This window comes from Burkholderia sp. E168m23, from assembly GCF_016586125.1.
Lineage (GTDB): Bacteria > Pseudomonadota > Gammaproteobacteria > Burkholderiales > Burkholderiaceae > Burkholderia > Burkholderia orbicola.
This window is the reverse complement of record NZ_BCPP01000019.1, coordinates 1-19,600: the sequence shown is the minus strand read 5'-3', so window position 1 is coordinate 19,600 and position 19,600 is coordinate 1. Positions and strand designations below refer to the sequence as shown.

19 protein-coding genes and 1 pseudogene are annotated in these 19,600 nt (G+C 67.4%); 12 read left to right on the top strand and 8 right to left on the bottom strand.

The genetic code is table 11. The features are described from left to right. Window positions 1-39 precede the first annotated feature (39 nt). The gene (locus JMF90_RS02060) at window positions 40-411 is read right to left on the bottom strand and encodes a type II toxin-antitoxin system VapC family toxin (protein WP_011546880.1); all 372 of its coding nucleotides are present in this window, start codon (window positions 409-411) and stop codon (window positions 40-42) included. Next, window positions 408-605: a type II toxin-antitoxin system VapB family antitoxin gene (locus JMF90_RS02055; RefSeq protein ID WP_006752328.1), complete on the bottom strand. Its 198-nt coding sequence runs from the start codon at window positions 603-605 to the stop codon at window positions 408-410. The genes JMF90_RS02060 and JMF90_RS02055 overlap by 4 nt, the downstream gene beginning before the upstream one ends. A gap of 185 nt (window positions 606-790) precedes the next feature. On the opposite strand from JMF90_RS02055, the gene JMF90_RS02050 reads away from it, so the two are divergent. After that, window positions 791-1,345, top strand: coding sequence for a hypothetical protein (locus JMF90_RS02050; protein WP_006480480.1), 555 nt, complete (start codon window positions 791-793; stop codon window positions 1,343-1,345). A 114-nt stretch (window positions 1,346-1,459) separates the two neighbouring features. Here the strand turns inward: JMF90_RS02050 and kdgD are convergent, their stop codons facing one another. Further along, window positions 1,460-2,374 (bottom strand): 5-dehydro-4-deoxyglucarate dehydratase, encoded by a 915-nt coding sequence (gene kdgD / locus JMF90_RS02045; protein ID WP_011546881.1) that lies wholly within the window; start codon window positions 2,372-2,374, stop codon window positions 1,460-1,462. A gap of 229 nt (window positions 2,375-2,603) precedes the next feature. Here kdgD and garD point away from each other — a divergent pair, with 229 nt between their 5' ends. The 4 genes from garD to JMF90_RS02025 all read left to right on the top strand — a co-directional run bounded on the left by garD (window position 2,604) and on the right by JMF90_RS02025 (window position 5,927). Continuing rightward, entirely contained in the window at window positions 2,604-4,157 is a 1,554-nt protein-coding gene (gene garD, locus JMF90_RS02040) for a galactarate dehydratase (RefSeq protein ID WP_011546882.1), read from the top strand. Between the two features lie 218 nt (window positions 4,158-4,375). Beyond that, window positions 4,376-4,768: a nuclear transport factor 2 family protein gene (locus JMF90_RS02035; RefSeq protein WP_077177808.1), complete on the top strand. Its 393-nt coding sequence runs from the start codon at window positions 4,376-4,378 to the stop codon at window positions 4,766-4,768. Window positions 4,769-4,846: 78 nt separating this feature from the next. Further along, window positions 4,847-5,302, top strand: coding sequence for an RbsD/FucU family protein (locus JMF90_RS02030; protein WP_006480483.1), 456 nt, complete (start codon window positions 4,847-4,849; stop codon window positions 5,300-5,302). 187 nt (window positions 5,303-5,489) lie between these two features. Continuing rightward, complete coding sequence (locus JMF90_RS02025) at window positions 5,490-5,927, top strand: DoxX family protein (protein WP_011546888.1); 438 nt, start codon at window positions 5,490-5,492, stop codon at window positions 5,925-5,927. 105 nt (window positions 5,928-6,032) lie between these two features. Here JMF90_RS02025 and JMF90_RS02020 read toward each other — a convergent pair whose 3' ends face one another. After that, complete coding sequence (locus tag JMF90_RS02020; RefSeq protein ID WP_027811180.1) at window positions 6,033-7,352, bottom strand: MFS transporter; 1,320 nt, start codon at window positions 7,350-7,352, stop codon at window positions 6,033-6,035. 321 nt (window positions 7,353-7,673) lie between these two features. Next, window positions 7,674-8,852 (bottom strand): branched-chain amino acid ABC transporter substrate-binding protein, encoded by a 1,179-nt coding sequence (locus tag JMF90_RS02015; RefSeq protein ID WP_265181049.1) that lies wholly within the window; start codon window positions 8,850-8,852, stop codon window positions 7,674-7,676. A 582-nt stretch (window positions 8,853-9,434) separates the two neighbouring features. On the opposite strand from JMF90_RS02015, the gene JMF90_RS02010 reads away from it, so the two are divergent. After that, window positions 9,435-10,229 carry an AraC family transcriptional regulator gene (locus JMF90_RS02010; protein ID WP_011546892.1) on the top strand — a complete coding sequence of 265 codons (795 nt, stop codon included), beginning with the start codon at window positions 9,435-9,437 and terminating at the stop codon, window positions 10,227-10,229. Between the two features lie 85 nt (window positions 10,230-10,314). Here JMF90_RS02010 and JMF90_RS02005 read toward each other — a convergent pair whose 3' ends face one another. After that, the gene (locus JMF90_RS02005) at window positions 10,315-10,578 is read right to left on the bottom strand and encodes a hypothetical protein (protein WP_006489463.1); all 264 of its coding nucleotides are present in this window, start codon (window positions 10,576-10,578) and stop codon (window positions 10,315-10,317) included. Between the two features lie 281 nt (window positions 10,579-10,859). After that, window positions 10,860-12,752 (bottom strand): bifunctional sugar phosphate isomerase/epimerase/4-hydroxyphenylpyruvate dioxygenase family protein, encoded by a 1,893-nt coding sequence (locus JMF90_RS02000; protein WP_077177805.1) that lies wholly within the window; start codon window positions 12,750-12,752, stop codon window positions 10,860-10,862. Between the two features lie 257 nt (window positions 12,753-13,009). Here JMF90_RS02000 and aroQ point away from each other — a divergent pair, with 257 nt between their 5' ends. Genes aroQ through JMF90_RS01985 form a run of 3 tightly spaced genes read left to right on the top strand, consistent with a single transcriptional unit; the run spans window position 13,010 to window position 15,693 of the window. Then, window positions 13,010-13,465, top strand: coding sequence for a type II 3-dehydroquinate dehydratase (aroQ, locus tag JMF90_RS01995; RefSeq protein WP_006489476.1), 456 nt, complete (start codon window positions 13,010-13,012; stop codon window positions 13,463-13,465). Further along, window positions 13,462-14,316 carry a shikimate dehydrogenase gene (locus tag JMF90_RS01990; protein WP_011546894.1) on the top strand — a complete coding sequence of 285 codons (855 nt, stop codon included), beginning with the start codon at window positions 13,462-13,464 and terminating at the stop codon, window positions 14,314-14,316. The genes aroQ and JMF90_RS01990 overlap by 4 nt, the downstream gene beginning before the upstream one ends. A 33-nt stretch (window positions 14,317-14,349) precedes the next feature. Further along, entirely contained in the window at window positions 14,350-15,693 is a 1,344-nt protein-coding gene (locus JMF90_RS01985; protein WP_011546895.1) for an MFS transporter, read from the top strand. A gap of 102 nt (window positions 15,694-15,795) precedes the next feature. Here JMF90_RS01985 and JMF90_RS01980 read toward each other — a convergent pair whose 3' ends face one another. After that, window positions 15,796-16,905 carry a 2-aminoethylphosphonate--pyruvate transaminase gene (locus tag JMF90_RS01980; protein WP_011546896.1) on the bottom strand — a complete coding sequence of 370 codons (1,110 nt, stop codon included), beginning with the start codon at window positions 16,903-16,905 and terminating at the stop codon, window positions 15,796-15,798. Between the two features lie 260 nt (window positions 16,906-17,165). Here JMF90_RS01980 and phnS point away from each other — a divergent pair, with 260 nt between their 5' ends. The 3 genes and pseudogenes from phnS to JMF90_RS01965 form a co-directional block, all read left to right on the top strand. Then, complete coding sequence (gene phnS / locus JMF90_RS01975) at window positions 17,166-18,257, top strand: 2-aminoethylphosphonate ABC transporter substrate-binding protein (protein WP_011546897.1); 1,092 nt, start codon at window positions 17,166-17,168, stop codon at window positions 18,255-18,257. 34 nt (window positions 18,258-18,291) lie between these two features. Further along, entirely contained in the window at window positions 18,292-19,395 is a 1,104-nt protein-coding gene (gene phnT / locus JMF90_RS01970; RefSeq protein WP_077177804.1) for a 2-aminoethylphosphonate ABC transport system ATP-binding subunit PhnT, read from the top strand. Beyond that, a pseudogene (locus JMF90_RS01965) lies at window positions 19,373-19,600 on the top strand (2-aminoethylphosphonate ABC transporter permease subunit); the annotation flags it as partial. The gene phnT and the pseudogene JMF90_RS01965, both read left to right, overlap by 23 nt.

The window sequence follows — 19,600 nt, the reverse complement described above, 5'->3', positions numbered from 1 at the left end:
TTTTTATTCAGCGCGGGCTTTCGTGCCGGTTTCGCTCGGTCAGTGAGCGGGGCGGGCGACGAGTTGCAGGCGCTCCGCTGCCGCCAGCAGGCGCCGGTCGCGCGTCCATAGCCTGCTGTCGCTGGTCAGTCTGGCCGACGCAAGCAGGTGGGCATCGACGTACCCGATGCCCAGCCCGTGAAGCGGTACGGCATCGATCATGCGCTGGACTTCGTCGTCGGTGGCAAGGGTTGCAGCTGGAAGGTCGCGCAGCGCATCCAGCACGGTCTCGCGATGGCGCATGCTGCCGAGCGCAAGCTCGCCGACGATGAACGGATGGATCAATACTCGCTCCGCTTCCAGCAAGGCGGTGAGCGTCGCGTCGCCGGCTCGCAAGTGATCGATCCAGACGGATGTGTCGACAAGGATCATGCGGGCTCCGACGGGCGGCGTGGGACCGATTCAAGATCAGGCTCGGTGCCGCCGAGGCGGGCGAGTCGTCGCGCACTTTCGCGGGCGATCAATGCGCGCAGCGCTTCCCTCACGAGCGCCGATTTTTCGGTGACGCCGGTCAATTGCTGCGCTTTGGCGAGCAGTGCGTCGTCGAGGGACAAGGTGGTGCGCATGGGCGGCTCCCGGGAAAATCGATGCATCAATTATCGCATCAAACGGTGCTCATTTTGATGCGATGCCGTGGCGGGGTCACCTCGCCTTTCCTGTTGCCCCCGTTTCTCCTACAGTAGCGAAGCCTCGGACCGTCAGGTCCCCGGGCGAGCCTGAGAGACGCACAAGACCAACAAGGAACCATCCGATGAATATCAGCAAGCGTGGCGACCACCTGTTCGCGGCCGGGTTGTGGAAAGCGATCGGCGACGTCGCGAAATCGGTCCGTACCCAGATCGGTGAAACCAGCGAAGGGCGCGTGCTGGCCGATGCGCTGTTCGCGCTGCAGCGCGAGCTGGGCGGCAGCGAATTCGACGTGACGATCAACCAGGGGCGGCCCGTCGCGGGCTCCGATCCGCATTCGGTGATTTTCGGCAGGGCCGTCGAGCGCTTCAAGCAGGACATGGAGGCGGTGGTGTTCGCGCTGAAGCACCGCCGCAGCATCGACGGGCCGAACGGCGCGGAGCGCGCCGACGCGCTCACGCAGGCCAATACGCATCTCGCGACCGCGAAGCAATACGCGATGTTTACGGTCGGGCGCTTCTTCGATGCGGTCGTCGACCGCGACGTGCTGGAGCAGATCGTGGGCGCCGAGTCGCCGGCGCGCGGCCGGCCGCTCGCGGCACGCAAGGGGATCGACGAGACGCAGCGCACGCTCACCGGTGTGCGCCAGCGGATCATCGGCGCGATCGCACAGATGTAATGCGATGGCCGCACCGGCTCGTCGAGCCGCGCGGCCATCGCGTGAGTCGGATACGGAGAAATGGGCGAGCCGGCGCGCCGTGCCGATGAAGGCTCGCGCCGCCGGCGAACCCGCTTACTGCGGGCCCATCTTCTTGATCAGCACGTCGAGTTCGGCCGCTTCTTCGTCGGTCAGGTCGACGAGCGGTGCGCGCACCGGGCCCGCGTCGTGGCCGACGAGCTTCGCGCCCGCCTTCACGATGCTGACCGCGTAGCCCGCGCGGCGATTGCGGATCTTCAGGTACGGCAGGAAGAACTCGTCGATCAGGCGGCCGACGGTTGCGTGGTCGTCCTTCGCGATCGCTTCGTAGAATGCCATTGCCGTCTTCGGGATGAAGTTGAACACGGCCGACGAGTACACCGGCACGCCGAGCGCCTTGTACGCGGCTGCATAGACTTCGGCCGTCGGCAGGCCGCCGAGGTACGCGAAGCGATCGCCGAGGCGACGGCGGATCGTCACCATGCTCTCGATTTCACCGACGCCGTCCTTGAAACCGATCAGGTTCGGGCAACGGTCGGCAAGGCGCTCCAGCATGTCCGCATTCAGCTTCGAATTCGCGCGGTTGTACACCACGACGCCGATCTTCAGCGCGCGGCACACCTGCTCGACGTGGTCGGCGATCCCTTCCTGGCTCGCTTCGGTCAGGTAGTGCGGCATCAGCAGCACGCCGCTCGCGCCGAGGCGCTCGGCTTCCTGCGCATATTCGATCGCAACGCGCGTCGCGCCGCCCGCGCCGGCGAGGATCGGCACCTTGCCCTTGCAGGTTTCCGTCGCGACGCGGATCACGTCCGAGTACTCGCGCTGCGTGAGCGAGAAGAATTCGCCGGTGCCGCCGGCCGCGAACAGCGCGCTCGCGCCATACGGCGCCAGCCATTCCAGACGCTCGGCATAGGTGCTCGGGCGGAAGCTGCCGTCGGCGTCGAAATCCGTCAGCGGAAACGACAGCAGGCCGTGGGAGATGATCTGTTTGAGTTCTTGCGGTGAAGTCATGGTTGGGGTCGTCCGTCTAGCGCGAGTGCTGGTTCGTCGGGAACGGCATACGAGCCGAATTGGCGATGTCGTTGTATGTCATCGTACAACGCAAGAAAGAGTGGCGCAAGCGGTTTGCTGGCGGGTCAAGGGTAGGGTCTTTCCGGATAAGGGTTTACGCAGCATCATCAACTGAGGTTGAATGTCGTATGATGACTAACGATATCGCAGACAGCTTCCAGGAATTCCGATGACTGCTTCCCCTCTCTACATCCGCGTGCATCCGGACGACAACGTCGCGATCGTCGTCAACGACGGCGGCTTGCCCGCAGGCGCGACGTTCGCCGACGGGCTGACGCTGGGCGAAGGCGTGCCGCAGGGGCACAAGGTCGCGCTCGTCGACCTCGCGGCCGGCGACCCGGTCATTCGCTACAACGTGGTGATCGGCTATGCGCTCACCGACCTGCGGCGCGGCAGCTGGGTCAACGAGCGCACGATGCGCATGCCCGAGCCGCCGGGCCTCGACGACCTGCCGCTCGCCACGCGCGCCGCGCCGCCGCTCGAGCCGCTCGAAGGCTATACGTTCGAGGGTTTCCGCAATGCCGACGGCTCGGTCGGCACGCGCAACATTCTCGCGATCACGACGACCGTGCAGTGCGTGTCGGGCGTCGTCGAGCATGCGGTGAAGCGGATCAAGGACGAACTGCTGCCGCGCTACCCGAACGTCGACGACGTGGTCGGGCTCGAACATACGTACGGCTGCGGCGTCGCGATCGATGCGCCCGACGCCGACATCCCGATCCGCACGCTGCGCAACATCAGCCTGAATCCGAACTTCGGCGGCGAGGTGATGACCGTGAGCCTCGGCTGCGAGAAGTTGCAGCCCGAGCGCCTGCTGCCGCCGGGCGCGATTCCGGTGACCGCCGACGGCGCGACCGACAACGGTGGCGTCGTTTGCCTGCAGGACGCCGCGCATGTCGGCTTCAACTCGATGATCGACTCGATCATGACGATGGCCGAATCGCATCTCGAACGGCTGAACCGCCGCCGTCGCGAAACCTGCCCCGCATCGGATCTCGTCGTCGGCGTGCAGTGCGGCGGCAGCGACGCGTTCTCGGGGCTCACCGCGAACCCGGCCGTCGGCTTCGCGGCCGACCTGCTCGTGCGGGCGGGCGCGACGATCATGTTCTCCGAAGTGACCGAAGTGCGCGACGGCGTCGCGCAGCTCACGTCGCGCGCGGCGAATGAAGAAGTGGCCCGCGAGATCATCCGGGAGATGGACTGGTACGACCGCTACCTCGAGCGCGGCCGCGTCGACCGCAGCGCGAACACGACGCCGGGCAACAAGAAGGGCGGGTTGTCGAACATCGTCGAGAAGGCGATGGGGTCGATCGTGAAGTCGGGCAGCGCGCCGATCGCCGGCGTCGTGCGCCCCGGCGATCGGGCGCGGCAGAAGGGGCTGCTGTATGCGGCGACGCCCGCGAGCGATTTCATCTGCGGCACGCTGCAGCTCGCGGCGGGGATGAACCTGCATATTTTCACGACCGGCCGCGGTACGCCGTACGGCCTCGCGCAGGTGCCGGTAATCAAGGTCGCGACGCGCAGCGATCTCGCGCGCCGCTGGCACGACCTGATGGATCTCGACGCCGGGCAGATCGCGACCGGCGCGGCGACGATCGAGGACACGGGCTGGGCGCTGTTCCGGCTGATGCTCGACGTCGCGAGCGGCAAGCGCCGCACGTGGGCCGAGCAATGGAAGCTCGCGAATGCGTTGACGCTGTTCAATCCGGCGCCGGTGACCTGACGCGCAAGGTGGTGACGGCAAGACGATGCGGGCGCCTTCGGGCGCCCGTTTTCGTTGCGGCGGCGCATTTACGATTCGGCGGCGCTGGCGTGCCGCGCATGGTCGGCGCGATTTCCTTACCTCGCACGTAATCGACCGCCCGCGCGAGCCCGGCGACGATAGCGGCACGCGGACACGAAACGTTCGCGACATCGTCCACCGACACAAGGAGCCTCGCCATGAACACCGCTCAAACCGCATCGTCCGTTCACGCCGACCTGATCGACCGCTACTTCGACGCGTGGAACGAACCCGATGCCGCGCGCCGCCGCGAACTGATCGATGCGACCTACGCGAGCGACGCGGCCTATCGCGATCCGCTGATGGCCGGCGACGGCCACGCGGGCATCGATACGATGATCGCCGCCGTGCAGCAGCGTTTCCCCGCCTACCGCTTTCGCCGCACGACCGACGTCGACGCGTTCGGCCAGCACCTGCGGTTCTCGTGGGCGCTCGTGTCGCCCGACGGCGTGGCGATCGTGAAGGGCTCGGACTTCGGCACCGTCGACGCGTCGGGCCGCCTCGCGTCGGTCACGGGTTTCATCGACGAAATGCCGGCCGCCGCGTCGTGACGCGAACGATGCATGCACCATGGTCGCCGGGATCGGGTAACGTTATGCGATTCGTTCCTGATCTTGGAGACAACCGACATGCTGAAGAATCTCGACCCGCTGCTGCACGCCGACATCCTGCACACGCTGCGCGCGATGGGCCACGGTGACGAAATCGCGATCTGCGATGCGAATTTCCCGGCCGAATCCGTCGCGGAGCATACGGTGGTCGGCCGCGCGTTGCGGGTCGACGGCGCCGATTCGGCGCGCGTGGTGCGCGCGGTGCTGTCGGTGCTGCCGCTCGATACGTTCGTCGACACGCCCGCGTGGCGGATGGAAGTCGTCGGCGACGCGGCCGCGGTGCCCCCCGTGCAGCGCGAAGTGCAGGCCGAGATCGACCGCGCGGAAGGGCGTGCGGTGCCGCTGACCGGCGTCGAACGTTTCGCGTTCTACGAGCGTGCGCAGCAGACGTATGCGGTGATCGTCACCGGCGAAACGCGCGGCTACGGCTGCTTCATCTTCAAGAAAGGCGTGCTGTTGAGCGACGCGGGCTAAACGCGTTTCTCAGCGCGCCGGGCTGCCGGCGCGATCGCCGCGTTGTAAAGATTTGCTACAAGCCCTTGGACACCGCGGAAAGACCCTCTATGCTGGCCCATTTGCCGCGCGCCCTCCGGGGCCGCGCGGCGCCGAACCGCCCGGGTGCGCCCGGTGCGGCGGCCGAATTGCATACGAGGAGAGAGGCATGACGCGTACCGTCGATTCCGGCGTCATTTTTTTCGCACGCCTGGCGCTGGCGGCGTTGTTCTTGTGGGGTGGCATCATGAAGCTGCTCGGCTACAGCGACTTCATCGCGTATCTGCACGGGATGAACGTGCCCTATCAACAGGTCGTCGGGCCGATCGTCGTCGCGATCGAGGGGCTGGGCGGCCTGCTGCTGATCGTCGGCTACAAGGTACGGCCGCTCGCATTGCTGATGGCGGTCTACACGATCGCGACCGCGATGGTCGGGCACAATTTCTGGGACGCGACGAACGCCGCCGTCCAGCACGACATGGTGATTCACTTCTGGAAGAACGTCGCGATCGCCGGCGGGTTCCTGCTGCTGTTCGTCACCGGCGCCGGCGGCGCGAGCATCGACGCGCTGCGCCGGCCGAGTTCGTCGTACGGCGTGCTGCGCTGAACCGGGCAGATTCGCGCAGCCGCCGCCAGGCCGCCGCAAGACAAAAGGGCCGAATCCCGCACGCCGCGGGATTCGGCCCTTCGTTCATGAAGCGGGCGCCGACGTTCAGTGGGTGCCCTTCACATCCTTCACGTCCTTCGCATCCTTCGAGAACTGCACGGCGATCGCGCCGAGCACGCAGATCGCCGCGACGTACACGACCGGCGCGAGCGGGTTCGACTTCATCATCAGCGACACGATCACCGGCGTGAGCCCGCCGAAGATCGCATACGCGACGTTGTACGAGAACGAGATGCCCGAGAAGCGCACGACGGCCGGGAAGCTCTTCACCATCACGAACGGCACCGCGCCGATCGTGCCGACCATGAAGCCCGCGATCCCGTAGTAGAGCGGCAGCGTCGACGCATCGGCCGCGACCTGCGCGAACAACAGGTAGTAGCACGCGGCCAGCCCGATGCCGCCGATGGCGAGCACGCGCTTCGCGCCGATCCAGCCCGCGAGCGAGCCGGCAGTGATGCAGCCGGCCGTCAGGCACAGCGTCGCGATGCTGTTCGCGAACAGCGTCGTCGCGGGCGTCAGGTGGAACTGCTTCTGCAGCAGCGCGGGCGTCATCAGGATCACGACGACGATCGCGGCCGACAGCATCCACGTGAGCAGCATCGACACGATCACCGCGCGGCCGTGGTCGCGCAGCACCGCCTTCAGCGGAATTTCGGCCGCGAGCGCCTTCTTCGCCTTCATCTCGGCGAACACCGGCGTTTCATGCAGCCAGCGGCGCAGGTACACGGAGAACAGCCCGAACACGCCGCCGAGCAGGAACGGGATGCGCCATGCGAATGCGCCGACTTCGGCCGCGGAGTAGCGGCTGTTGATGCCGGCCGCGACGAGCGAGCCGAGGAGGATGCCGGCCGTGAGGCCCGCGGTCAGCGTGCCGCACGCATAGCCGATATGGCGCGACGGCACGTGCTCGGACACGAACACCCATGCTCCCGGCACTTCGCCGCCGACCGCCGCGCCCTGCAGCACGCGGAACAGCAGCAGCAACACCGGCGCGAGGATGCCGATCGTGTCGTAGGTCGGCAGGAGGCCCATCAGCAGCGTCGGCACCGACATCATCAGCACGCTCAGCGTGAACATCCGCTTGCGGCCGAACAGGTCGCCGAAGTGGGCCATGATCACGCCGCCGAGCGGGCGCGCGAGATAGCCGGCCGCGAAGATGCCGAACGTCTGCAACTGGCGAAGCCAGTCGGGAATGTCGTGCGGGAAGAACAGCTGCCCTATCGCCGGCGCGAAGAACACGAAGATGATGAAGTCGTAGAACTCGAGGGCGCCGCCGAGTGCGGCAAGGCCAAGGGTCTTGTAGTCGCTGCGCGTGAGCGCGCGTTCGGCGGCGCGAGGCACGCCGCTCAATTCGGAAGCTTGCATGGTCAGGACGATCGGTTTTCGAATGTAGTTGTCGGTGCTGCGTCTCCAGGGCCCGCTTTTCGGCATGGACTGACAAGGCGCGGCTTGCGTCGTCGAAGCGCGCCGTGTGCCGGGTGAGGCACGCAACACGCGCCGTCGCACCGGGATGGGGCACGGCGGAGACGAAGCGTCAAAGCGGGTGGGGGGATTCTACAGGAGCGCGAAATGCCTGCACGCGAGCGTGCCCGGGACGGCTTCTGACCATGCAGCCGAAAGCGCGCGCGGCGCGGGCGGCCGGTGAGCCGCTGGCGCGCCGCGCGGGGCAGGGGCGCGTATCGATTGTCAGTTGCCGGCAATCGTATCGACCGGCTTGAACGCGCCGCGCTCGACCTTGTAGATCGTGACCGGTGCGTCCTTCAGGTCGCCCTTCGCGTCGTACGCGATGCTGGGCGCCGACACGCCCTTGATCGACACCTTGCCGAGATACGGCGTGTACACCTTCGGGTCGGTCGAGTTCGCGTCCTTCATCGCGGTCAGCAGCGCGATCGTGCCGTCGTACGAATACGGCGAGTACGTGATCACGTCTTCGTTGAAGCGCGCCTTGTAGCGTGCCGCGTAGCCGGAGAAGCCCGGCATCTTTTCCTTCGGCAGCCCGCCCATGTAGACGATCGCGCCTTCGGCCGCGTCTCCGCCGACCTTCAGGAACGTCGGCGAGCGCGACATTTCGCCCGTCACGAACGCCGACTTCATCCCGAGCTGGCGCATCTTGCGGATCATCGGCGACGATTGCGCATCACCGCCGCCGTAGAAGACCGCGTCCGGATTCACGCCCTTCAGGTTGGTCAGGATCGCGGAGAAATCGAGCGCCTTGTCGTTCGTGAAGTCGCGCTTGACGATCGTGCCGCCAGCCGCTTCCACGGCCTTCGCGAATTCGTCGGCGATGCCCTGGCCGTAGGCGGTGCGGTCGTCGATGATCGCGATGCGCTTGAAGCGCAGCGTCTTCACCGCGTACGTGCCGACGATGCGGCCGGCCTGCGCGTCGCTCGTCAGCAGCCGGTAGGTCGTCTTGTAGCCGCGCGCCGTGTATTGCGGCGACGTCGCCATCGAGATCTGCGGCAGCCCCGCGCGATCGTACAGGTCGGACGCCGGAATGCTGGTGCCCGAGTTGAAGTGGCCGATGATCCCGCGGACGTCGTCGTCGATCAGCCGCTGTGCGACGGTCGTGCCGGTGCGCGGGTCGGCCTGGTCGTCCTGCGAGTCGAGCTGGAACGTGACGGGCTTGCCGCCGATCGTCGGATGCGTCGCGTTGAAATCGGCGATCGCGAGCTGCACGCCCTTCTGCATGTCCGTGCCGTAATTCGACTGCGGGCCGGTCAGCGGTGCGGCGAAACCGATCTTGACGACGTCGGCGGCGACGGCGTGCGCGCCCGACAGTGCGCAGGCGGCGGCCAGCGCGACGTGCGATACCTTCAGCTTCACTTTCACTTCCCCTTGATGGCGTGGTTGGGCCGCCGCCGGCATGCGGGCCGGCGCCGGTAAACCGGGCGAGACGGTTCGATCGGCAGGCCGATGTGCCGGCCATGCAAGTACGCCGTCTGCCGTGCACGCTGTGCCGGAATCGGCGTGCGCGACGGCGGATGCGGCGGCCCGTGCATGCCGATTGCGGCAGCGGCGGGAGGTCGTCTCGCGACCGTGAAGCGAAGTCTAGGTAGCGAAAATGCACGCGTCTTGCGCGTTCGATGCGTGGCCGGCGACGATATCGGCATATCGTCGATTACCCTGATATATGCCGAAATCGTCATGGCGAATGCGCAAACCCGCCAAGACGCGGGGCGCCGGCATTTTTAGGATGGCGTGTCCGGGTGCGTGGTGCCGGTGTGCCGATGCGCTGCGCCGGCCATGGCGGAAGCGGAACGGCCGCCGGCCGCGCAGGTGCTGCGAAGCGGTTGCGTGCACAACCTCTGCTGCTCACCGATGTAACCGACGGGACGCACGATGCAACCGGCTGCCGCCTTGCCCGCCCCGCCCCGCGCTCGGCGCGACGCGATCGAAGGGGCGCTCCTATAATCGACGCCATCTGCCACTCGCTTCGCGGTTGCCGGGATGACGACCTTGCTTGCCGTACCGCCCATGAGCCTGTCCGACACGTTGCGCGACCCGCCCGACAACGCCGATTTCGGCGCGATGCTCGCGCATTTTCGCCTGCTCGAACCGGTGTTCGATGCGCTGCCGGACGTCGCGTTCTTCGTGAAGGATGCGAGCGGCCGCTACGCGCTCGTCAATCGCACGCTGGCGATGCGCTGCGGCTACAAGGACAAGCGCGACCTGCTGGGCAAGACCGCCGACGAGGTGTTTCCGCGCCGCTTCGGCCGCAGTTACTTCGAGCAGGACATGGCGACGATCAACGCCGGCCAGCAGTTGATGGATCAGCTCGAGCTGCACCTGTATCCGGGCCGCCAGCCGGGCTGGTGCCTGACCTGCAAGGAGCCGCTGCGCGACGCCGCGGGCGGGGTGGTCGGCCTCGCGGGCATCTCGCGCGACCTGAAGGCGCACGAGGGCTCGCACCCGGCGTACAGCCGGCTCGCCGACGTGGTCCAGCACATCCAGGATCACTACGTGCAGCCGCTGAACCTGAAGCAGCTCGCGCAGATGGCCGGCATGTCGGTCGCGCAGCTCGAACGCTACTTTCACAAGGTGTTCCACCTGACGCCGCGCCAGGTGCTGCTGAAGACGCGGCTCGACGCGGCCACCGCGCTGCTCGTCACGCACGACAAGGTGACCGACGTCGCCGCGCTATGCGGCTACACGGATCACAGCGCGTTCACGCGCCAGTTCAAGGCGACGGTCGGCGTGACGCCGACGGAATACCGGTTGATGCTGCAGGAGCGGGCAGGGTGACGCGACTCGCCGGCGTGGCCGGCGCGTCGCAGGGATCGGGTAAGGCGGGGAAACTGGAAAGGGTGAAACGGGTGAAAGCAGCGGCTCAGCGGTAGCCGAGCCCTTTCAGGACGGCCGTGCCGTCTTCGGTCAGCCGGAAGCTCGGGGCCGTATCGGGGTCGAGCTTGACCATTTCGACGAGGCCGGCTTCCTGCAGCGCGGGCAATTCGGGTTTGGCGTTCGCGCCGATCGGTGCATGCAGCAGCACGAGCAGCGTCGCGATTTCGTGATGACTGAGCAGGCGGCGCAGCATCGTCTTCTTTGCAGGGGGCGCGGCCGGGCGGCCCGCGGGTGCTTCTACGGCGCTCATCGCTTTCCTCCTTTTCGAGATAACCATCGGGTACTGGTTGCGGATGGTGCCGTCGAAGACTTAAGCGATTCTTAAAACGGGGGCGGGCGACGCAATGCTGCACTGCGGTATGGGTTACGGCATGTAACGTCAGACGAAGCGCGGCTTCCGACACGACCGTGACGGGCCGCGCGGGCCGGTACTCGGCGGGGCGATATACCCCGATGGCGCGGGCGGGAGGGACTCGTCCCGTCGATCGCCGAATCGCGAGCACGGTCCGGCCCCAAACTCCACATCCTGTCTTATTTTCGCCGCTGCGCCTGCGCGGCGAGCCGCACGGCCGCATTCGCCGCACCGTAGCCGTCGTACCCGCCGCGCCGTTCGACGATCTCGAGCGAGAAGCGGTTGTCGACCAGTTCCGTATACGCATGCAGGAATTCGCCGCCGTGCTCGTCGCGGTCGTACAGCAGGTGATGCGCGCTCAGCGTGTCGATCAGCTCGTCCGGCAGCGCGTAGCGCGCGGCGAGATCGTCGTAATAATTGGCCGGAATGCGCAGGAACGGCACGCCGTCGGCCGCGAACGCGGCGACCGTCTTCACGATGTCGTCGGTGCGGAACGCGACGTGGTTCAGCCCGGTGCCGTGATAGCGGTCGAGCGATTCGGCAACGGCCGTGTGACGGTCGACTGACGCGTTCAGCGCGATCCGTACCGAGCCGTCGGCGCTGCGCACCGCGCGGCTGCGCACCAGTCCGTACGGGTCGGGCACGAGCCAGCTGCGCTCGGCCTCGAAGCCGAACGCCGTCTTGAAGAACAGGATCCACGTGTCGAGCGCGTCGGCCGGCAGCGCGAGGCACACGTGATCGATGCCCGTCAGCGGGCCGACCTCGGTCGGGCCGTCGATGTCGGTCAGCACGAAGTCCGATTCATATAGCGTGGGCGTATCCGGCGCTTCGTCGACGAAATATTCGAGGCTGCCGTCCGGCGCCTTCACGCTCGGCAGCACGCGCTCGTTCGGCCCGACGCGGCCGGAGAACGGCGCGTAGCCGAAGCCGGCCGCGCGTTCGAACGCCACGTTCGCGTCGTCGACCCGGAACGCGGACGCGCACAGCGACAGCCCGTGCTGCTGGAAGAACGCATCGGCGAACGAGTCGCGCTCGGCGTTGAGCACGATCGACGCGGCGCCGTGCTGGAACAGCGTCACGTCCTTCGAGCGATGCCGGCCGGCGAGCCGGAAGCGCATCCGGCCGAGCCATTCGCCGACGGTTGCCGCCGCCTGTGCGTCGACCGCGAATTCGATGAACTGGAACCCGACGTGCGCGGGCGGCGCGGGCGGGGCGAACAGCGGCTGGCTGGCGGCCGGCGCGCGGCCCTCCTGCGCGAGCCGCGCGCGCGTCAGGTCTTCCAGATAGAGCAGCGAGCGATGGCCGTCGGCGGCCGTGAGCGCGGTCGGCGCCGCGCGGAAGCCGTCGTTGAAGATCTCGAGCGACAGCGGGCCCGTATAGCCCGACTCGATCACGCGCGCGGTGAAGCGCGCCAGGTCGAAGTCGCCCTGGCCCGGGAACGAGCGGTAGTGGCGGCTCCATTCGAGCACGTCCATCACGAGCTTCGGCGCGTCGGCGATCTGCACGAACGCGATCCGGTCGCCGGGGATGTCGGCGATCCCGTCCGGCGAATCGTCGAGCGACAGCGTGTGGAAGCTGTCGAGCGCGAGGCCGAGGTGCGGGCTGTTCACCGCGTTCACGAGCTTCCACGCGTGGCCGTACCGCTTCACGACGCGGCCCCACGCGAGCGCTTCGTATGCGGCGACCACGCCAGCCTGCCGGGCGGCTTCGGCGAGCACGCCGAGCTGGTCGACGAGCAGCCCGTCGTCGGCGATCGTATCGGCCGCCACGCTGCTGCAGACGAGGATGCGGTCGGTGCCGAGCGCATGCATCACGTCGAACTTGCGCTTGATGCGGTCGAGGTTGCGCGCGAGCTGAGCCGGGCTCACGCCCTCGAAGTCGCGAAACGGCTGGAACAGCACGATGTCGAGGCCGAGATCGGCGGCCATGCGCCTGACGTCGGCCGGCGATCCGTCGAAGTAGACGAGGTCGTTTTCGAAGATTTCGACGCCGTCGAAGCCCGCGGCCTGGACGGCGGCGAGCTTCTCGGCGAGCGTGCCGGACAGGGAGACGGTGGCGATCGAGCGCTGCATGGGCGATTCCTGCGGATGAGCGGGACACGACGCCCGCCGAACCGACCCTGAATGAACCAGTCGTTGAGTTCGACGCGCGCGCCATATCCCGAATTTACTAGGCTAGTCATCGGTATTGTACAAACTAACTAGGTGGTACAAATTAGCGAAAACCCGAAAAGACAGCCCGCTTGCGCGGGCGCACACTAGCGCCAAATTCCGATGTCTTCGGGGCGGCGCCGATCGTGGTCCGCCCCTGTTTCAGGAGCAGAAACACGATGAGCAAGCACAAGGTGCTGGTGCTGAACGGCCCGAACCTCAATCTGCTGGGCACGCGCGAGCCCCATATCTACGGCGCGGAAACGCTCGCCGATCTCGAGCAGCGCTGCCGCACGGCGGCGGAAGGGCTCGGGCTGGAAATCGAGTTCCGCCAGTCGAACGCCGAGCATCAGCTGATCGACTGGCTGCATGCCGCGCGTCACGACACGCACGGCATCGTGATCAATCCGGCCGCCTATACGCATACGTCGGTGGCGCTGGCCGACGCGCTTTCCGCGATCGCGAAGCCGGTGATTGAAGTGCACATCTCGAACGTCCATCGCCGCGAGGCGTTTCGCCACCATTCGTATATCTCGGCGATCGCCGAAGCCGTGATCTGCGGCTGCGGCACCGAAGGCTACGTGTTCGCGCTGCAGCGCCTGGCGACGCTGTTCGCGCAGGGAGCCGCACGATGAGCCGCCCGTCGTTTCTGATCGGCCTGATCGGCCAGGGCATCGGCGGTTCGCTGTCGCCCGCGATGCACGAGGAAGAAGGGTTCCGCCAGGGCTTCGGCTACGTGTACCGGCGCATCGATCTCGATGTGCTCGGCGTGACCGCCGACGCGCTGCCGCAACTGCTCGACGCCGCGCAGCGGATGGGCTACAACGGGCTGAACATCACGCACCCGTGCAAGCAGCGCGTGATCGAGCACCTCGACGCGCTGTCGGACGACGCGCGCGCGCTCGGCGCGGTGAACACCGTGCTGTTCAAGGACGGCAAGCGGATCGGTCACAACACCGACTGGTCGGGTTTCGCGAAATCGTTCAGCCGCGGGCTGCCCGGCGCGTCGCTCGAACGCGTCGTCCAGCTCGGCGCGGGCGGCGCGGGCGCGGCCGTCGCGCACGCGGCGCTGCAGATGGGCGCGGCCGAACTGACGATTTTCGATGTCGACGGCACGCGTGCCACCGCGCTGGCGGGCGAATTGCAGCAACGCTTTCCCGCCGCCCGAGTCACGCCGGGCAGCGATCTCGCGGCCGCGATGCGCGCCGCGACCGGCCTGATCCACTGCACGCCGACCGGCATGGTCAAGCATCCGGGCCTGCCGCTGCCGGCCGACCTGCTCCACGCGGGCATGTGGGTGGCCGACATCGTGTATTTCCCGCTCGAAACCGAACTGATCCACGCCGCGCGCGCGGCCGGCTGCGCCACGCTGCCGGGCGGCGGGATGGCCGTGTACCAGGCCGTCGACGCGTTCGAGCTCTTCACCGGACGCACGCCCGACGCCGAGCGGATGTTCAGTCACTTTCAGTCGCTCGTCGCGCGCTGACCCCCTTACAGACAAAGAGACCAGGAGACGACCATGCAGCACACCACCCACACGAGCGCCGCGCCGGCGCAGGCGGCCGGCACGGTCCGGCGCACGTCGGCGCGCTACAAGATCCTCGCGCTGCTCGCGATCGGCACGATGATCAACTATCTCGACCGCACCGTGCTGGGCGTGGCTGCGCCGCAGCTCACCAAGGAGCTCGGCATCAATGCGGCCGTGATGGGCATCATGTTCTCCGCGTTTTCGTGGACGTACGTGGCGATGCAGGTGCCCGGCGGCCTGTTCCTCGACCGCTTCGGCAGCAAGGTCACCTATTACTGGTCGATGACGCTGTGGTCGCTGTGCACGTTCCTGCAAGGCTTCGTGCCGGGTGTCGCGACGCTGCTCGCGTGCCGGCTCGGTCTCGGTGTGACGGAAGCGCCGTGCTTCCCGACCAACAGCCGCGTCGTCGCGACGTGGTTCCCGCAGAACGAACGCGCGATGGCGACGGGTACCTATACCGTCGGCGAATACATCGGCCTCGCGTTCTTCAGCCCGGTGCTGTTCGCGCTGATGGGCGCGTTCGGGTGGCGCTCGCTGTTCTGGGTCGTGGGCGCGGTCGGCATTGCGTTCGGCCTGATCTGGTGGAAGTTCTACCACGAGCCGCGCAACCATCCGGGCGCGAACGCCGAGGAACTCGCGTACATCGAAGCGGGCGGCGGTCTCGTTCACGGTGCGCGCAAGAGCGGCGACAAGGGCGACAAGCCGGCGCAGGCCCAGTTCAGCTGGTCGATGGTCGGCCAGCTGGTGAAGAAGCGCCAGCTCGCCGGCATCTGCCTCGGCCAGTTCGCCGGCAACTCGACGCTCGTGTTCTTCCTGACCTGGTTCCCGACCTATCTGGCAACCGAACGCCACATGGGCTGGCTGAAGATCGGTTTCTTCGCGGTGATGCCGTTCATCGCCGCGTCGGTCGGCGTGATGTTCGGAGGGATCTTCTCCGACTGGCTGCTGCGCCGCGGCAAGTCCGCGAACCTCGCACGCAAGCTGCCGATCATCGCGGGCCTGCTGCTCGCGTCGACGATCATTCTCGCGAACTACGTGCAGAGCAACGAAGCGGTGATCGCGATCATGTCGGTCGCATTCTTCGCGCAGGGCATGGCCGCACTCGGCTGGACGCTCGTGTCGGACATCGCGCCGGACGGCCTGCTCGGCGTGACGGGCGGCATCTTCAACTTCGCGGCGAACCTCGCCGGCATCATCACGCCGCTCGTCGTCGGCTTCATCGTCGCGTCGACCGGCTCGTTCGTCGGCGCGCTCGTGTTCATCGGCGTGATCGCGCTGGTCGGCGCGCTGTCGTATATCTTCGTCGTCGGCGACATCAAGCGGATCGAGCTGTAAGCACTGGTTCCCCGCACATTCGGTGCGTTCGCCCGGCGGCCAATCGGCCGCCGGGCTTTTTTGTTTGCGGGCGCAGGCGGGCGGGCCGGCATGCCCCCCGCTTCATGCGGGCTGCATCGCGATGCCGAGCGACTCGACCGCGGCCCCGATCGCGGCGACCGCACGCCGGATATCGCCCGCATCGATCGCGCCGATGCAGCCGACGCGGAACGTCTCGAGCCGCGTGAGCTTGCCCGGATACAGGATGAAGCCCGCGCCGCGCACCGCGTCGTAGAAGCGGCGGAAATCGTAGGCCGGATGGTCGGGCGCGTGAAACGTGACGATCACCGGCGCCTGCACGCTCGCGTCGAGGAACGGCACGAAGCCGAGCGCGCGCATCGATTCGACCAGCGTCCGACAGTTGTCCGCATAGCGCGCGCCCCGCGCCGGCTGGCCGCCTTCGGCGAGGTACTGGTCGAGCGCGGCGCGCAGCGCGGCAATCACGTGCGTCGGCGGCGTGAAGCGCCATTGCCCCGTCTTGCGCAGATACGCGTACTGATCGTGGAGATCGAGCGCGAGCGACGGCGAGTTGCCTTCGCTCGCGTCGAGCGCGTCGCGCCGCACGATCGCGAACCCCATCCCCGGCACCCCTTCGAGACATTTGCCGCTGGCCGAGATCAGCGCGTCGATGCCGCTGTCCGCCAGCGCGATCGGCAGCGCGCCGAACGAACTCATTGCATCGACGATCAGCCGCTTGCCGTGCCGCCGGCATGCGGCCGCGATCGCGTCGAGCGGATTCAGGATTCCGGCGCTCGTTTCCAGGTGCACGAGCGCGACGTGCGTGATGCGCGGCTCGCGCGCGAACGCGGCCTCGACGGCCGCCGCGTCGACGGCCGCGTCCTCGCCGAACGGCAACGCGATCGCGTCGATGCCGAGCCGGCCGAGAATCTTCAGGATGCGCGCGCAATACGCGCCGTTGTCGGGCACCAGCACGACGCCGTCGCGCGGCACCAGCGTGCCGAGCGCGGCTTCGACCGAGAACGTGCCGCTGCCCTGCATCGGCACGCACACGTACTCGTCTCCGCCATGCGCAATGGCGACGAGATCCGCGCAGACGCTGGCCGTCAACTGATTGAAAGCAGCGTCCCACGACCCCCAGTCATGTTGCATTGCGTGGCGTGTTGTGGCGGACGTGGTGAGCGGGCCGGGCGTGAGCAGGATCGGGGCGGGCATGGTTTTTATCTCCAGCAAGGGCGGACGAAACAGCGGACGTCATGTCTGAATGACTTGCATGATAGTGGCAAAATGTGTCATTTTTTGGAAATTGTGGCATTCGTCACGGCTTTGTCATCGAACGCTGTGATCCTTCGGTTGCCGCGCGACACCCAGCCTGAGCGCGGTAGCGCGGCGGGGCGTCCAGCGGCCTGCCCGGAGATAACAGGAGAGCCGGATCGTGCCCCGGCCGTTTGGTGTTCCGCCTACGGAGAAGTGAGATGACACTGCAGAAACCCTCGCGCGCCGCCGCCGGCGCGTTCCGCAAGCTCGCGCTGGCCGCCTGCGCCGCCGGTCTGCTGCAAGGCGCCGCGATGCCGGCGCATGCGGCGAACGCGGTCGTGCTGTACACGGCGGACGGCCTCGAGAACCTCTATCGCGATGTGCTGCCGGCTTTCGAGAAGAAGGAAGGCGTGAAGGTCAATATCGTGACGGCGGGCAGCGGCGAGGTGGTGAACCGCGCGAACATCGAGAAGAATTCCCCGAAGGCCGACGTGATCGTCACGTTGCCGCCGTTCATCCAGCAAGCCGGCCAGATGGGTCTGCTGCAGCCGTACCAGAGCGTGAACTACAAGAACGTGCCGGCCATTGCGAAGGCCGAGGACGGCACGTGGGCGACCTTCGTGAACAACTACTTCTCGTTCGCGATCAACCCGGACGTCGTGAAGAACCAGCCGAAGACGTTTGCCGACCTGTTGTCGCCCAGCTATGCCGGCAAGGTCGCGTACTCGAACCCGGCCACGGCCGGCGACGGGATGGCCGTGCTGATCCTGACGACGTCGCTGATGGGCGAGGACAAGGCGTTCGACTACCTCGCGAAGCTGTCGCAGAGCGTGAAGTTCCACACGAAGGGTACGGGCTACCTGAACGTGCTGCTGTCGCGTAACGAGATCAGCGTCGCGAACGGCGACCTGCAGATGGATCTCGACGACGCCGAACACGGCGCGCTGTCCGTCAAGCCGATCTTCCTGGCCGCGAAGGCCGGCGACCAGCCGACCACGTTTCAGCTCCCGTACGGCATCGGCCTGATCAAGAGCGGCCCGAACCAGGACGCCGGCAGGAAGCTGATCGACTACCTGATGTCGACGGAAGTGCAGTCGAAGGTGCCGGACATGTACGGCATCCCGGGCCGCACCGACGTGCCGCTGGCCGGCAAGAACGGCGAAGCGGTCAAGAAGGCGATCGCGGGCGTGAAGCTGATTCCGGTCGACTGGACCCAGGTGATGGCGAAGAAGCCGGAATGGATCGAGCGCTGGAAGAAGGACGTGATCGGCAGCTCGGGCAAGCAGCTCGACGTCGTCAAGCCGAAGTGACCGGCGCACGCCGCCTGTATCAGCGAGCAAGAGGATGAACCCGGTGGACACCACCCTGACCCATCCCGGCGCATTCGGCGCCGCCGAACCGCACGCGACGCTGCGGTCCGGCGCGCCGGGCGGCGTGCAGATCGAGCATCTGAGCGTGCGCTACGGCGCACGCACGGTGCTGGAAGATCTGTCGCTGTCGATCGGCGCCGGTGAATTTCTGACCGTGCTCGGCAAGAGCGGCTGCGGCAAGACCACGCTGCTGCGCTTCATCGCCGGGTTCGTGAAGGCCGACGGCCTGACCGGCACGCTGACCGTGGCCGGACGCGACCTGACCCATGCGCCGCCGCACAAGCGCAATCTCGGTCTGCTGTTCCAGAATTACGCGCTGTTTCCGCACCTGTCGGTGTTCGAGAACGTCGCATTCGGGCTGCGCGCACGCGGCATGGCGTCGTCGGAAGTGACGCGCCGCGTCGCCGATGCGCTCAAGCTCGTGCAGCTCGGCGATGCCGGCCACCATCTGCCGGCGCAACTGTCGGGCGGGATGCAGCAACGCGTCGCGCTGGCCCGCGCGCTCGTGATCGAGCCCGACGTGCTGCTGCTCGACGAGCCGCTGTCGGCGCTCGACGCCAACCTGCGCGCGTCGGTGCGCAGCGAACTGAAGGCGCTGCACGAGCGCCTGCCGAACCTGACCGTCGTCTGCGTGACGCACGACCGCGACGATGCGCTCGTGCTGTCCGACCGCGCGCTGTTGATGCGCGACGGCCACATCGCGCAGCTCGGCACGCCGCAACAGTTGTACGACGCGCCGCGGGACGGCTACGTCGCGCGCTATCTCGGCCCGGCGAACCTGCTGCCGCCGCACGTGATCTTTCCGCTCGGCGATCCGCGCCACGAGGTGCGCGGCAAGGTCGCGTGCGTGCGCCCCGAGCGCCTCACCGTGATGCCGCCCGCGGCGGGCGGCCTGCACGGCACCGTGTCGTCGGTCGAATGGCAGGGCGCGGATCTGTCGATCGCGGTCGTGATCGACGCGGCGCCCGACGAGCCCGTGCGCGTCACGATGCAACGCGGCCGCGGCGCGGCCCCCGAGCGCGGTGCGCGCGTGTCCCTGCATTGCGAGGCAGACGATGTCGTCCTTATCGAGCCCTGAAGCCGGCCTGCCGCCGCACGTGCTCGCGTCGGCCGCGGCACACGCCGCTGCCGCGCGACGCCGCAGGCGCATCGGCGACCTGCACCTGGCCGCGCTCGCGATCGTCGTGCTCGGCCCGCTCGTCGTCTATCCGCTGGTGCGGCTCGTGCTGCTGAGCGTGACGGGCGATCACGGGTTGAGTTTCGCCGCGTACCGGACCTTCTTC